The organism is Sulfitobacter brevis, from assembly GCF_900112755.1.
Lineage (GTDB): Bacteria > Pseudomonadota > Alphaproteobacteria > Rhodobacterales > Rhodobacteraceae > Sulfitobacter > Sulfitobacter brevis.
Window position 1 is genome coordinate 1 of record NZ_FOMW01000030.1, and the last position, 15517, is coordinate 15517.

The 15517-nt window shown below is 54.3% G+C and carries 12 protein-coding genes; 5 read left to right on the top strand and 7 right to left on the bottom strand.

Annotation, left to right across the window (positions count from 1 at the left end; genetic code table 11):
* Positions 1-247: 247 nt before the first annotated feature.
* The 5 genes from BM174_RS19485 to BM174_RS19505 all read right to left on the bottom strand — a co-directional run bounded on the left by BM174_RS19485 (position 248) and on the right by BM174_RS19505 (position 7699).
* Positions 248-1159 carry an AraC family transcriptional regulator ligand-binding domain-containing protein gene (locus BM174_RS19485; protein WP_093925500.1) on the bottom strand — a complete coding sequence of 304 codons (912 nt, stop codon included), beginning with the start codon at positions 1157-1159 and terminating at the stop codon, positions 248-250.
* Between the two features lie 64 nt (positions 1160-1223).
* Complete coding sequence (locus tag BM174_RS19490) at positions 1224-4628, bottom strand: indolepyruvate ferredoxin oxidoreductase family protein (protein ID WP_093925501.1); 3405 nt, start codon at positions 4626-4628, stop codon at positions 1224-1226.
* A gap of 23 nt (positions 4629-4651) precedes the next feature.
* Positions 4652-5896: an aminomethyl transferase family protein gene (locus tag BM174_RS19495; protein WP_093925502.1), complete on the bottom strand. Its 1245-nt coding sequence runs from the start codon at positions 5894-5896 to the stop codon at positions 4652-4654.
* A gap of 19 nt (positions 5897-5915) precedes the next feature.
* Entirely contained in the window at positions 5916-6767 is an 852-nt protein-coding gene (locus BM174_RS19500; RefSeq protein ID WP_093925503.1) for a fumarylacetoacetate hydrolase family protein, read from the bottom strand.
* Positions 6764-7699: a ketopantoate reductase family protein gene (locus BM174_RS19505; protein ID WP_093925504.1), complete on the bottom strand. Its 936-nt coding sequence runs from the start codon at positions 7697-7699 to the stop codon at positions 6764-6766. The genes BM174_RS19500 and BM174_RS19505 overlap by 4 nt, the downstream gene beginning before the upstream one ends.
* A gap of 145 nt (positions 7700-7844) precedes the next feature.
* On the opposite strand from BM174_RS19505, the gene BM174_RS19510 reads away from it, so the two are divergent.
* The gene (locus BM174_RS19510) at positions 7845-8738 is read left to right on the top strand and encodes a LysR substrate-binding domain-containing protein (RefSeq protein ID WP_093925505.1); all 894 of its coding nucleotides are present in this window, start codon (positions 7845-7847) and stop codon (positions 8736-8738) included.
* On the opposite strand, the gene BM174_RS19515 is transcribed toward BM174_RS19510, so the two are convergent.
* Positions 8735-9427, bottom strand: coding sequence for a Type 1 glutamine amidotransferase-like domain-containing protein (locus BM174_RS19515; protein WP_093925506.1), 693 nt, complete (start codon positions 9425-9427; stop codon positions 8735-8737). The two genes, BM174_RS19510 and BM174_RS19515, sit on opposite strands and share 4 nt — an antisense overlap.
* Positions 9428-9636: 209 nt before the next feature.
* On the opposite strand from BM174_RS19515, the gene BM174_RS19520 reads away from it, so the two are divergent.
* From BM174_RS19520 to BM174_RS19535, 4 genes are all read left to right on the top strand, one after another.
* Complete coding sequence (locus BM174_RS19520; RefSeq protein WP_093925507.1) at positions 9637-11115, top strand: ABC transporter substrate-binding protein; 1479 nt, start codon at positions 9637-9639, stop codon at positions 11113-11115.
* A gap of 65 nt (positions 11116-11180) precedes the next feature.
* On the top strand, positions 11181-12140 hold the full coding sequence (locus tag BM174_RS19525) for an ABC transporter permease (protein ID WP_093925508.1): 960 nt from the start codon (positions 11181-11183) through the stop codon (positions 12138-12140).
* 4 nt (positions 12141-12144) lie between these two features.
* Positions 12145-13032 carry an ABC transporter permease gene (locus BM174_RS19530; protein WP_093925509.1) on the top strand — a complete coding sequence of 296 codons (888 nt, stop codon included), beginning with the start codon at positions 12145-12147 and terminating at the stop codon, positions 13030-13032.
* On the top strand, positions 13029-15044 hold the full coding sequence (locus BM174_RS19535; RefSeq protein ID WP_093925510.1) for an ABC transporter ATP-binding protein: 2016 nt from the start codon (positions 13029-13031) through the stop codon (positions 15042-15044). Before BM174_RS19530 ends, BM174_RS19535 begins: the two co-directional genes overlap by 4 nt.
* A 179-nt stretch (positions 15045-15223) precedes the next feature.
* Here the strand turns inward: BM174_RS19535 and BM174_RS19540 are convergent.
* On the bottom strand, positions 15224-15517 hold a 294-nt coding region (locus BM174_RS19540; protein WP_177209426.1), incomplete at its 5' end, for a transposase.

Below are 15517 nucleotides of genomic sequence, written 5' to 3' on the forward strand. Positions count from 1 at the left end.
GGTTGCCCGGCTCATCCCCGCCTTCGCGGCGGCGGTCTCGATAGGGTGATCTTGTCTTAGCTTCATGAGAAATCTCGTCTGATGATCGGTTACATGGCGCCCCGGCACAAAAGTGGTTCTCCAGTGTTGAAAACCACCAGCGTAGCGGGCCGACCTCGATCACAAACCCCAAAATCGGGGCGCAGCGGCGGGTGTGTGCCTCCGGTCGGGCTACGCCCTCCCTTCAGCACACACCCGCCGCGACGTCTCATCCTGATTGACGCTGAGTCTCATCCAGTTTGTCGCGCTGCAGCAAAGCATCCTTGATTGATTGAAACGATGTGCCATCTGCCTCTAGCTTGCGGATCAATGTGCGCGGCGTCATATGCATTGACCGCGCGGCCTCTGTTAGGTTTGCGTTCTCCCATTCAGTCTGGCTAAGATAGCTCCGCACCCGCAAAGACTGTGTGTGTTCGCGGGACCGTGTAAATATCCAATCCCTAGGTGCATTTTCCAAAAACAGATCAAGCTCTGCAGTACTACGCATTTGAACAGGACCTAGTTTGTTCAGGTCAAACGAGATGGATGTTACTGGCCTGTCGAACGTCACACTGGCAGGAAAGATAACGGCATAATCCTGCGCAAATGCGGGACTTGCAAAGGCGAACCCTACCTCTTTCACGGGCGCTTCTTGCCCGGCAAGCCACGACAAAAGGCCGTGGGCAAGCTTGAGGATCAGCATATGCCCGAAGCTGTGAACGGGCACTTCACCTCGCGGTTGGAGAGCCAGCACCAAGACACTATCTTCCTCTTTCAACGTGAACTGATGGTCATCCAGCAACAAGTTCCAAAATGTGGAAAATCGATAGAGGGCAGAGGTCAGCGACGTCGCTTCGCGCACGGATGTCAAAAGGTGTTGCAATGCGCGTGGCCTGATCGGTCGGGCCCAAAGCCCCATCATTTCATCACCGGTTTCGACCGCTGCGAGTTGGTAAAGACAAACGATTTGATCCAGCGTCACCCGACCCTGCGATGGGTCCTGATCTGCCATAAGTTCAGCGCGTTTCAAAAATGACAGATACTCAGTTTCCGAGCAAAGCGGACGCAAAGCAGCCAGCCAATCCGCGATGAACTGGCGAGAAACCGTTGAATAAAGCGTTGGCACGACTTCGGCGATCATGTGGATTTAGGTATCACCGAATAGCCTGATACATAAAGGGCACCTCAGATCAATAAGACCGCATCTAGTTTGAAGACAGACCAAGGCCCATCAACAATCGTTTTCTTTCTTGCTGCGCTTTTTTAGCGTTACCTAACTTCACATGCCCAAATCCTTTGACCATCTGAGGCAAATTGGCAAAAGCAGTTGCTAGCTCGACTGTCTCAAGTGACAAAATCGGTATTATTTTCGAAATATCACCCTCAAACTCGCGCGCCAGATGGCGTTCCAATTGGCGCTCTGCGGTGTAGCCAAACAAATCAAATGCTGTCCCGCGCAGCCATTTGAGCTTTGCCAATCCACGAAATACAGGTCTGATCCACGGTCCGAACGCCATCTTTTTCGGCTGACCAAAAGCGTCTTTGCGTGCCAAAATCGGCGGTGCGAGGTGAAACTTCATGTGCTGAACTGATGCAAACTCCTTCTGTAGCGCATCATCCAGGAAACGGCTGTGAAGCCGTGCAACTTCGTATTCGTCTTTATAGCTGAGCAATTTCCAGTAGCTTTCGGCAACTGCCAGCGCGAAGCCATCGAGATTTTGCGCTTGCTCGGCAACTTTGGCACGTTGCACCAAATCCATAAACCGAGCCTTAAGCTTGAGTCCCTGATAATCGACCAGATAATCCGCTAGCTCAGTAATACGGCTTTCGGGATCTACTACTTTAACATCATTTGGTGGTATTGACTGTGGAGGAAATGCGATCAGCCAGCGGCCAATCTCAAAGGCACGCAAGTTTCCCTCCACACCTGCACCGTTCAATGTGATGGCTTTTCGCAAAGCGGCCTCACCGACCGGGATCATTCCAGCCTGCCATGCCGCCCCAAGCAACAAGACATTGCTATAGATGGTATTTCCCAAATGCTTCTCAGATGCCGCAACGGCGTTCAACGACACGACTGCCTGTGCTCCTAGACGCGATGTAATACGTTCCAACAGTCCCGCACCAGGCAGACGGAACCCTCCATCTTGCGTGAATTGACCCGTCATAGCTTCATGAGAGTTGACGAGCGCTCTTGTCTTGCCTGCCGTCATAAGTGCCAGCGATTTCTGAGAGGCGCCTACTACCATATCACCGCAAATAATGGCGTTCGCTTCGCCTGTGGCCAAACGGGTCGCCATTATATCCTCGGGCTTAGGTGCAATCCGGCAGTGGATTGATACTGCGCCACCTTTTTGAGCAAGCCCTGCCATTTGCAATTCTGCAGCGCCTTTGCCTTCAAGATGGGCTGCCATCGTGATGAGCGCTCCAACGGTGACGACACCAGTTCCACCAATGCCTGTGATAAGCAGGCTCCAGACACCGGTCAAATCTGGCAAGACAGGATCTGGCAAGTCTGGCAAGACGGCGTCAGATACGGCCTGCACTTTGGGCTTAGCGCCTGAGATCGTCACAAAACTCGGGCAAAACCCTTTGAGGCACGAGAAGTCTTTGTTGCAGTTCGATTGGTCGATCTGCCTCTTGCGCCCGAAAGGAGTATCAAGCGGTAGGATCGCCACGCAGTTAGAGGCTTTGCCGCAATCCCCGCAGCCTTCGCAAACAGCGGGGTTTATGAACACGCGCTGGTTTGGGTCAGGGAACTGGCCGCGCTTACGGCGACGGCGCTTTTCGGCAGCACATGTCTGGATATAAAGGATCGCAGTGACACCCTTGGTCGCCTGAAGATCATGTTGCACCACTTGCAAATCAGCACGCTCAAACACGCTGACACCTGTCGGCAGTAGCGGAATTACTTCCTTCTCATCAACCACTGCGACCACTTTGCGAACGCCAAAGGCCAAAAGTTCTGCAGCGATCTGATGCGGTGACATAGCGCCTTCGTGGGTCTGCCCACCTGTCATGGCAACTGCGTCATTGTATAGAATTTTGTAAGTGATGTTTGCCCCTGAATAGACCGCCGCTTTAATCGCCAGACTGCCGGAATGGTTGTAGGTTCCATCCCCCATGTTCTGAAAAACATGCTCGCGGCTGGAGAACAGGGACTCGCCGATCCAATTCGCACCTTCACCGCCCATATGGGTATGACCACTTGTTTCACGGTCCATCCATTGTGCCATGTAGTGGCAACCAATGCCGGCATAGGCCCGCGCACCATCGGGAATTTTTGTCGAAGTGCTATGCGGGCAGCCCGCGCAGAACCATGGTTTACGCTCGATCAAATCCGCCTTATCCGCTTCAGGTCCCAGCTTTCCCAGCCGAGCCAAAGTGAGCCTCATGGCCGTCGTTTCGACCCCTATTTGTGCCAGCGCACGGCCCAATCCCTGCGCGATCTGTGCGGGGTTAAGATCCATCTTGGCTGGAAACAGCACAGCCCCGTCAAGATCATGGGCGCCGAAGATTTTCGTTCCGGTCGCGATAGTATCACGCAGTTGCGGTTCTAACACGGGGCGCTTTTCTTCGACCACAATGATGGCGTCGAGCGATTTGGCCCAATCGTAAAAGCTTTTGCGGTCCAAGGGCCAGACAAGGCCTACCTTATAGGTCGTAAGGCCCAGACCCTGAAGCTGAAGCGCCGCATCGTCAAGGCCAAGCATATCCAGAGCATGCACGGTATCAAGCCAGCTCTTGCCCGATGACACAATCCCAACCTTGGCCGCAGTGTTGCCATGCACCCTGATATCGAGACGGTTCGCACGCGCATAGGCTTGCGCTGCGGGGAGTTTATACTCATGCAGTCGCGCCTCTTGATCTTGTGGCGCGTCGCCAAGCCTGATGTTTAACCCGCCGACGGGCATATCTGACTGCACAGGTCTCGTAACAGTGACGCGATTGACATTACCGTCCACAACCGCGGTCGCCTCTATCGTATCTTTCACAGATTTCAGTCCGACCCAGCACCCTGAAAACCGGCTCATTGCCCATCCGTGAACCGCGTAATCCAACAACTCCTGCACACCTGCAGGTGAAAGGATGGGGATCATAGCATCAATCAGTGCCAATTCAGATTGGTGACACGTGGTGGAACTTTCACAGGTATGATCATCCCCGGCTGCGACCAGCACGCCACCTTGGGCCGACGTACCCGCGAGGTTTGCGTGCCGAAAGACATCTCCCGAACGGTCCACGCCCGGCCCCTTGCCATACCAGAAGCCGAATACCCCGTCATAAAGGCCCTCTCCACGCAATTCCGCCTGCTGCGTGCCCCAGATGGCAGTAGCGGCAATATCCTCGTTGAGGCCTGCCTGAAACTTGATCTGAGCGGGTTCAAGCAGCGATGCTGCTTTCTCAAATGTCGCATCAACCGAGCCGAGGGGTGAACCGCGATAGCCCGAGACATAGGCTGCTGTGTTCAGCCCTGCAGCTACATCCCGTGCGCGTTGCATCAAGGTGGCACGCACCAGTGCCTGCGTGCCAGACAGAAGCACTGATTGTTTTGTCAAATCATAACGATCAGACAAGCTGACGTCATGCAGGGGTGTTTGCAATCCCATAACTGGACGTACCTCGTGTTGGCTCAAGCGGTTTTGGAGGTTCGGTCTTTGGAAATGCCAATCCACGGTTCAGGACCCTTCGGCACGACTGTATTGATCCCGCGCACGATCTCGCCTTTGGGGTCATACATCGGCAGCGTACACAGCTCTGCTTGATGGACCTCACCATCCACGCAATCCACTTCCACGATTGCCCCAGCCTGTAAATCGGTGCCTCTCAAATGCACAATCGCGACACCGCAAACCTGATAGGGCGACCAGGTGCTTGACGTCACACGGCCAACTATCTGTCCGTTGTGTTTAGGCGTATCACCGCGCAACGCGATGCCACCCTCGACGCGCATACCCCAGCTACGGCTGGTTTTATCAGCAGACAGCAAAGCCTCGCGTCCAATGAAGTCCCCGCTTTCAAAATCAATAAACTTCCCCAGCCCGACTGCAAATGGCGTCGTTTCCGAGGTGAAATCCTGCCCGGCTGAGAGCAACCCTGCTTCAATCCGACGACAGCGAAAACCGGGCGTGGCCGTCAGGATCATGCCTTTTTTGGCCCCTTCTTCAAGGATCAGATCGCCCAGCATCTCGGTATCGTTATCTGGCCTGAAGTAGATTTCCCAACCCAGCTCGTTGGTGAAGCCTGTCCGACTGATGATGACATTCTGGCCCGCCATCGACACCTCGACCCAGTCAAAATATCGCCACGGATCCGGCATGGGGCCGTCTAGGAGATGCGCAAGCAGTTCCATCGAGCGTGGGCCCTGAACTTGGCTGACCCAGACATCAGGATCACTTATTTTCACATCAAGGCCAATGGCATGCGCACGGTACCACGAAAGCAAATCACCGTCAGCTTGTGCGAACCAGAATTTGTCATCCTCGACCCGCAATAATAGACCATCCGTAATCATGCCACCGTCCTCGTAGCAGGCGAATTGGTAAGAGCAACGCCCCGTTTTCACCTTGGACACATCGCGCGGAAATATGCGCTGCAGCAGTTTTAGTGCATCGGGACCAGCTATCTCGTAGGGGTGCTCGCCTGTGTGGCGAAAGATGATTTCCTGCCGCGCTTTCCAATACATCTCGTCAGGTGTGGCATTGGACATTTTTTCTGGCGTCAACCGTCCTGCATAAAGGGAGTATTCAGGGTCGTAGGGCAACTCTTGGTAGGTGAGCGGATGAATGGCCATTGTTCTGGCCAACTCTACGGGGCGGGACCCTTCAACAGGAATGGGTTTTACAGAAAAGCGGAGTTTCTTCAGGGCATCGTGCATCGATAGTGTCCTTGTCAGATCAAGAGTAAGGTTTGGAAACCCGATTGCGCAATGTACCGATGGTCGATACTTCGACCTCTACGACATCATCGGGTAACAAGAAGGCTGGCGGTGTGCAGCTGCCGCCGGTCCCATCAGGAGACCCCGTGGCAATCACATCCCCGGGGTTGAGCCGTGTCATGTGCGACAGGTAAGAAATCAGCTTGGGCAAATCATGGATCATCTTGGCACCCATCGTGTCTTGCATGACAGTGCCGTTGACGCGTGTGACCAGACGCATTTCCTCGGGCGGTCCGGCCTCGTCAGAAGTTGTCAGCCATGGCCCCCAAGCGCCGGAAGCCAAGAAGTTCTTTCCCGCATGTATCGAGTGCTTTTGCCATCCTCGCACCGAGCCTTCGTTCATGCAGGCATATCCGGCCACGTGCGCCATCGCGTCTGCCGCTTCGACATGGCGGCACGGACGCCCGATCACCGCTACGATCTCACCCTCGAAATCATAGGTTTTTGCGGCGTCACCCATGGGCATTTCCAGAGGGGCGTTATGGCCTACAAGAGTATCGTCGTGGCGACCAAAAATAACGATACCGTCTGCTTGGACGGCCACACCAGCAACAGGATAAGGTTTTTTATAATTCAGCCCAACACATAGAATCTTGGATGGCGCGGGTATGGGGGGCAGCAAGTGGATATCCGACAGATGGAGAGCTTTGCGATCACGACCATCAGCGAGTTCTCCAAGAACATCGGCCTCCAAGGCCGCCCGCAAGGTTGGATACTTGTCCATGAACGCGGTGCTAACGGGGAATACAGTCTCCCCCTGCACAAGCCCGTAGCTAGCCTGATTTTGATGGACGAAGCTTGCAATCCTCATTTTACGGCCCCCGAGAAATTAGCTTCAAGCTTGCGCACCGCGTCAGACATTTTGTCATTCTGTGGTGTTGGAATGCTGTGCTTTTTGCCAAGCGGTGGGATTGCTCCGTTGATGAAATCGATCTCAGAGTGCCTTTTCGCCATATGGTCCAGCCGCATCGAGGGGCTCGCCCCAGCAACCAATTCCGCAAACTTGGTGACATAAGAAATCGGGTCGTCAAACGAGAAATGGATACCTTCAGCTTGCGCGCAGGCGTATGCTTCGCGGGTGCAATCAAGTGCCGCAGCCCAGCGTTTAGGATCGCCAAGCAACTCGCCAACAGTGCAATCAAAAACAGTGCAAGGCGCGGACAGGGTGACGTTGCACAATAGCTTTTCCCAGATCAGCTGGTGAATACCTGCAAAGGCCTGCGCGTTGAAACCAGCCGTTTGCCAGATAGCTTCCACTGCCTGCAGGCGCGGCGTCAACCCGCCCGACATTTCACCAAGGCGGATCAGTTTCATGGCAGCATGATGGACATGCCCTGACCCCTTCATGGAGGCACCAAAACCATCAGCAACGCCCAACAGGCAGGCTTCAGGCGGCAAATGCTTGGCGATGCCTGCGCCCGCACCCAACCCATTTTGAATGGTGATAACGGATGTGTCAGGGCCAACAAAATCACGCACGGCATGAGCAGCTGCACCCACAGCCGACGCCTTCGTCGCAATGATAATCAACTCTGAACCGCTAACGATATCCGCATGTTCCGAGGCCGCGATGCCTGTGACTGTCCGTTGTCCATCAGGCCCTTCGATGCGCAAACCAACGGCATTGATAGCTTCAACGTGCTCGCTCCATGGGTCAACGGCCACGACGGCATGCCCGGCCATGGCAAACCGTGCCGCATAGACCGACCCCATGGCACCCACTCCGACGACAGCTATTTTCATGGGCACTTCAATCCTGCTTTTTGGGGTTCAAATTTTGTATTTGACCACATGCGACGTAGACCAAAGTCATGGGTTTCATGGTCGTTGACAAACGAGATTTGCAAAGCTTATAGATTAGATATTCTTTATCTATAAAGGCGCAGCCATGGCCCTTGCGACCCGACGATTGCCACTGACTGCCCTGCGTACGTTTGAAGCAGCTGCGCGACATCTCAGCTTTAAGAACGCAGCCGAAGAGCTGTTCGTAAGCTCTACAACTGTCAGCAATCAAATTCGCCAGCTGGAAAAAGACTGGGGCTGCAAGCTGTTTCACCGAAGGACCCGTGCTGTTGTGCTCACAGACTCTGGGAAGTCCCTCGCACGGGTTCTGTCAAAAGCCTTTGATGATATACGCGCCGAAGCCGAGCTGCATATGGCCGCAACCCGCAAGACTGTCACAATCGCTGTTGGCCCAATTTTTGGATCTCGCTGGCTTGGTCCGCGCTTGTCAAAGTTTGGCAAGGATTATCCGGAGATCGATCTCATTGTGCATCACGGTTCAAGGATCACCAGTGCCGGGCAAATGGCGACAGATATTGTAGTGGATTGGGGCATGGGGGATTGGACCGATCTGGAGGTCACCAAACTGATGGAGGCACGCTATTCGCCTATCGTCAGTCCCAAACTAATTGCACAGTCCGGCCCGTTTATTAAACCGTCTGATCTTACAAAACACACGTTTATTCACCAACATGATCGCAGCGAATGGCGCAATTGGTTTGCTTTGGCTGGTTATCCTAATCAGGTGTTCCAAAGTGAAATCGTGGTGATCGATTCAAATATTGTGCAACGATCGGTCAAAGACGGTCAAGGCGTCGCATTGGGCGTTTTCCCGTTTCACGACACTGACGTAGAAGACGGTACTTTGGTCAAGCCATTTGACATCGATCTTATGCCGGATCGTGCTTTTCACTTGCTAACTCGTATAAATGCACGAGGGCGTAAAGAAGTGCGCGCTGTATGCGATTGGATTGAAGCAGAGGCGGCAGCCTTAGTTTAGGTGAGTTGCGGCAGTGTCTTGGAACGCACGCCGAAAGTATCGCTCTTGCTGACAAGGTATGCCGCGGATCCCTCGCGCGCTGAAAAATAACCTTTCACTTGCCCTGCATAGGCGACCACGCAAGCACCGTCGTCGATGGCATAGCCTGATAGTGAGGCATCTCTTGTAATCAAAGTTTCAAATGCGGGGCGGCGTTCGGGCTCTTCGCGGTAATGCGGGCATGCACCAGAAGCAACGAGCCCAAGTCCTTTCAACACCGAATAGCCATTCCCGCCTGCATCAGAAAAGGCCCAGTCAAACCAGCATATGCCACCGGCACTCACACCGGCCAGGACAAGGCCCTGCTTATTGGCGCGCTGGAAGAGAGAGGCCAAGTTTCGCTCTCGAAGCTGGCGAACAAGCGACTCTGAGTTGCCTCCTCCGAAGTAAACCATATCCTTGCCAGCAAGCCAGTCACTGGTCTCAGCAAAAGACGCACCGTGAGGAAGATGTGAAAGCGTCTCGCTATGGCCGCGAAACCTGTCATAAAACCGCTCGATCTTTTCTGGAGCGTCGCCGCTGGCCATGCCCACAAACCCGATACTCGGCAAGGCTGGCAAAAGGCTTAAGCAAAAGTCGTCAAGCACAGGATCACATTGGTGCGTGAACCCTCCCCCTCCGATGGCGACAATAGCCCCTGATCTTTCCATGAAAGCCCCATGACATTTGCTCTGGCACACACACTATTTTCAACTCAAGCCCAGTGCGCAAGGGGCTTCTGGAGCCTCATAGATGGTAAATTCTTATGGTATAGGCTTAGTTTTTTTCGTTTGACGTAAAGCGCTTTCCGCTTGGACACTCACGTCAAAATTGCTGCAGATAAAGCAGCCCTACGAGAACTTGAAAGGGAGGAAATAAAATGAAGAATATACTCGGAGTCGCCTCAAGCCTTGCCATCATGGCATCTATGGCCATTGCGGAACCAAGTGGCACGTTCCGCCAAGCGCATGAAGTTGGCTCGGGGGCCGCGTCAAGCCTTGATCCAATATCAAAAGGACGCGTCTTTCAGGTCACTGAAAAAATCATGAGCCGTTTGGTGCGTCCAGACATGGAAGGTCGTCCGTCACCCGACTTGGCAATCAGCTGGTCTGCCAATGATGATGCGACGGTCTGGACCCTAAAGCTACGCAGTGGCGTGACGTTCCACGATGGGAGCACATTCGGCGCAGAAGACGTTGTCTACTCTTTGGAGCGTGTCTTGGATCCCGAAATGGATAGCCCTGCCCGCTCGGCAATTGCGATGGTAAGCGCGGTTGAAGCGACCGCTGCCGATACGATCCAGTTGACGTTGACGAGCTCATTCGCTGACCTGCCATTGTTGCTCATGGATTATCGCTTGCGCATGATTCCTGAAGGTTCAGGCGACACAATCGCAACGACTGGCATCGGCACGGGCCCCTTCATGGTTGAAAGCTTCGATGCCGAAGGCACAACAAAACTGGTGGCCAATGAGAACTATTTTGATGGCGCCCCCGGCGTTGCGGCGATGGAGATCATTGGGATTACCGACGGGCAAGCGCGCCTTCAAGCGTTACTGGGCGGTCAAATCGACATGGAGCGCGGCATCACAGCACAGCAGCGTGTGATGCTGGACGGGTCGGACAACTTTAATATTCAGGTCATCCCGACTGGTAACTGGCGGGGGCTCATCTTCCGCACCGACGTCGCACCATTTGACGATGTGCGCGTGCGCAAAGCCTTGCGGATGGTGGCAGACCGGCAAGAAATGGTTGATCTGGTTATGGGCGGTGGCGGCGTTGTGGCTTGCGACAGCCCAGTTGGCCCAACCGACCAATATCATGCTGAATTGGAGTGCCCACAGGATATCGAGGGCGCAAAGATGTTGCTTGCTGAAGCCGGCTTCCCGGACGGCATAGATATCGACTTGCACGTCGCAACGCTTGAGCCAACTTGGCCAGTACTGGCCGAAGTCTATCAAAACCAGGCGGCAGAGGCAGGCATTCGTATTAACATTATCCAAGTGCCTTCGGATGGCTACTGGAACGAGGTCTGGATGCAGAAAGACGCTGTTACAACACGGTGGAACGAGCGTCCCGCGGACCAAGCGTTGAACGAGATTTATCTCAGCACGGCGAAGTGGAATGAAAGCTACTACAAAGACGCAGCATTTGACGTTATCCTGTCTCAAGCACGATCAGAGCTGGATTTTGAGGCGCGGCGTGCACTCTACGTTCAGGCTCAGGCACACTTGCTTGAAACTGCTGGAACGCTGATCCCTTACCATGTGACACGTCTTGTTGGGACAACCTCGCGAGTGGACAATCTGGATGCTGTCGAGAACAACTCAGTGCGTTGGCATCTTGTAACAGTAGATTAAGACGACAGAACTAGGGGCCACTCAGTGTGGCCCCTTAGCTTTCTAAGTGCGATTGGATATGCCCCATGCTTGCTATGTTGCTACGTCGCCTTGGCCTTGGCGCGATCACCGTTTGGCTGGTCTCCATCATTATTTTTGTTGGCGTCGAAATGTTGCCTGGCGATACCTGCACGGCATTCTTGGAGCGCGAAGCCCAAGGAAAACTACTTGAAAATTGCCGTGAAGATCTAGGACTCAACCGTTCAGCTCTCGTGCGATACGCAGATTGGGCAGGCAGTGCAGTTCGCGGTGACCTCGGTGTGTCTGCCAACGGACAAAAACAGATTTCGGAACTGGTCGGGTATCGCTTGCGCAACACGCTGCTCTTGGCGTCAGGCGCTATGTTGGTTGGTATTCCTTTGGCATTGTTTCTTGGAGTTGTTGCCGCCCTTTGGCGGGACAAGCTGGTTGATATCGTGGTGTCGACCACAGCCATTTTTGCGATGACTATCCCCGAGTTTGTTTCGGCCACTCTACTGATACTCGTGTTTTCCGTGTGGCTTGGCTGGGTGCCCGGAATCGTGCTCACGTCGGCAGATGCCCCGCTCATTGAGTTTTTTCCTGAAGTCTTGCTACCAATCGCAGTGCTGACACTTGTGATGACAGCGCATATCTTGCGCACTGTGCGCTCATCCGTGATCGAAACCTTGGCATCGGATTATGCACAAATGGCAACGCTAAAAGGCGTCCCATACTGGCAGATCGTATTTCGCCACATCCTTCCAAACGCACTTTTACCGACTATCAACGTCGTCGCGCTGACAATTGCATGGCTCTTGGGAGGTGTCGTGGTGATTGAAACGGTATTCAACTATCCGGGACTAGGGCGAATGATGATTGATAGCATCTCGGATCGTGATCTCCCTGTGACCCAAGCAATCGCGCTGATCATCGCTTCCGTCTACGTCGTGGTCAATCTGGCCGCTGACATTTTGACGATGCTGGCGAACCCGCGCCTGCGTACCGTGCATATGCGCAAAGGATAGGGCCATGACAGTCACAACATCTTATCGTCGCCCTGGTCGCCTTGCCCGCTTCGGCACCTTGATCTCCGATATTGTAGCCCGTCCGTCCGGAGCGATTGGTCTGACCTTGGTTTTGGGTCACCTGCTTTTGGCGTTTATCGGCCCCTTCATAGTGCCGTATGATTTCACAGAAATGAACTCGGGCCTGATGCTCTCCAAGCCGTCCGCTGCGCATTGGCTCGGAGCCGATCACCTCGGGCGCGATACGCTCACCCGCACGTTGCTAGGCGGGCGTGAAGCCATTTTGGTCACTGGCATTGCGACACCGCTTGCTGTGCTCTGGGGCGGTCTTGTGGGGATTTTCTTTGGGCTGGCGGGGGGCCGTGTCGATGAGGTGCTGATGCGCGTTGTTGACGCGTTTCTGTCTCTGCCCTGGATCCTCAAGATGCTGGTCTTGATCGTCACCTTTGGCACTGGGATCGAGGTTCTGATCCCTACACTGGCATTCTTTTATGGCATCCCCGTGATCCGCATTGCCCGCGCGGCGACACATGATGTGGTCGCTCGCGACTTTGTTCAAGCCGCACGCGCGCGCGGCCACAGCCGTGGCACAATCATCCGCCGCGAATTGCTTCCAAATGTGCGAGACGCACTTTTGGTTGAAGGTGCGATGCGGTGGTCATGGATGTTGCTGGCATTTTCCTCACTGTCATTTCTGGGGTTCGGTGTCTCACCGCCAACACCAGACTGGGGCCTCATGATCGCTGACGCACGTGGCTTTATGTCGTTCTCGCCTCTGGGTGTTTTGGCGCCAATGGTCGGCCTCTCGTCCTTGATAATCGGAATAAATCTTACCGCTGATGCGCTGGCCAAGGCGTTGGGTATCGACCGCGCACAAAAGGCACCCGTATGACATCTGCAGAAACAACAGAGCGCGACTTTCTCGCCATAAATGACCTGAGCATCGGGTTCCGAGGCCGGGCAGGCACAATGGTGCCCGTTCTCCGCAATATCTCGCTTACCGTCCAAAAAGGGGAAAGCATTGGTCTGGTGGGTGAAAGCGGATCAGGCAAAAGCACATTGGCTCTTGCGATGATGGGATATCTCAAGACTGGGCTGAAAGTGATCGAGGGGTCTGCATCCTTTGACGGCATTGAGATGTTCACCCAAGCCCGAAAGTCACTTGAAACAATCCGGGGCGGGCGACTGGCTCTTATTCCACAGAACTCTGGTCAATCGCTTACGCCAACCTTGCGTATCGGCGCGCAGATTGCAGAAGCGCTAAGACTGCATTCATCGCTGCCTGAAACCGCCCACAGCGCGCGCGTAACGGAGCTGTTAAGTCAAGTAAGACTGCCAGACCCCTCAACAATTTCTGAACGCTACCCGCATGAGCTGTCTGGCGGGCAACAACAACGTGTCGCGATCGCCATGGCTCTTGCAGGTGAGCCCGAAGCCCTGCTTTTGGACGAACCAACAACTGGGCTGGACGTGACCACCCAAGCCCATATTCTGGAACTACTGCGAGATCTGGCACGCGAAACTGGCATGGCGATGGTCTATGTCAGCCATGATTTGGGTGCGATCGCCCGCGTCTGTGATCGCGTCATCGTTATGTATGCTGGTGAGGTGGTGCTGGAAGGCAGCGCAAAACAGGTTTTGCGCGACCCTGGCCATCCCTATGCTCGCGGCCTGCTGGCCTCAATTCCCCAATTGAAAGACACACATCTGCCGCGCGCGTTGGATGGTCGCCCCCCCGCGCCAGGGCAGGTTGGCAACGGCTGTGCCTTTGTGGATCGATGCGTCATCGCGACCGAAAATTGCAGCGCGGCGCGGCCTGAACTGACTCAAGGCCCCAGCGGTGCCAAGACGCGCTGCCACCATGCGGAGCGGGTCAACGAAATCCCCCTTATTGGGCATCGTGAAGTCAGCCAACGCAACCTGCCAGAGACCATCTCGCTAAATCTGGATGATCTGGCAATTTCCTACGCCCGCCCCAACCTGTTTGAAAAATTGACGGGCCGTGAAAACCAAGCCACCGCAACCGTTGATGCAATTACGATTGCCCTGCGCAAAGGCGAAACGCTGGGCTTGGTCGGTGAAAGCGGGTCCGGTAAATCAACAATCCTCAAGTCTCTAGCGGGGCTGTTGCCACCCCTACACGGTAGCGTTGATGTGGCAGATGGCACCCCCCTGCCCGCCCGAGTCGAGGACAGAAGCGCCAGCCAGTTGCGCCAAATTCAGATGATCTTTCAAAACCCTGATGAAAGCCTGAATCCACGGCAAACAATCGCTCAAATCCTTGCCCAGCCGCTCAAGCTGTACTTTGGTTTGTCCGGTGAAGCCCTGAATGAGCGGAGCGCGCAATTGCTTGAGCAGGTGCGCCTTGGTGCTCATTATCTGGACCGCCTACCAAGCCAGCTTTCAGGTGGAGAAAAGCAGCGCGTTGCTGTGGCCCGCGCCTTTGCGGCAGAGCCCGATCTTGTTCTATGCGATGAAATTACTTCGGCGTTGGATGTTTCGGTTCAAGCCGCCGTACTTGAACTGTTGGACGACCTGCGCCGTGAAAACGACACCAGTTATGTGTTTGTCAGCCACGATTTGGCAGTTGTCCGTGTGCTATCTGATCGCGTTGCAGTGCTCTATCAAGGGAGATTGTGCGAAATCGGGCCGACCAAGGATGTCTATGGAGAAACCTCGCATCCCTACACCGAAGTTCTGTTGGGGGCTGTCCTAGAGCCTGACCCTGATTTTTCTCCAACCCTTTCTGCAAACGATGCTGTCGAGTTATCGCCCCCAAAGGCGGGCTGTCCCTTTCAGCGCAGGTGCCCCAAACGGATTGGGGACGTTTGCGACACCGTTATCCCGCCCCGTCGAGACTTTGCGGATGGTCACACCATCTGGTGCCATCGCGAAGATTTCTAAACCTGTATCGAATTTAAAATGATTCCGTTGCTTCAATTTCAATAGGGCAGAAGCTTCGATTATTTTATCCAGAGAAGTTTTGGATGTCACTTCAAGGCTTGCTTCGACACAGAACGAATACAAATGACGGTATGAACACAAGCGAGCTATTGTCGAGTCTGGTGTTTGAGGCTTGTCGGTCATGCGGCGATCTGGCTGGGTTTGGTAGTTTCAATTCCGTCTTTGAACGTAACGCCTGTGATGACTTTGGCGAGGTAGTCAAAGCCGCGTAGCTTCCGCCAGTTTTCCTCAGCGCATTGTCCCAGCTTGAACATCATGTGCAGCATTCCGTCGCGTGACAGGCAGCCTTTTGAGCGCTTGGTGCGGTGCCGGATCGTGGCAAAGGCGGATTCAATTGGGTTACTGGTGCGGATGCTTTGCCAATGTTGAGCAGGAAAGTCGAAGAATGCCATGAGTTCTTCGCGGTCTTTTTG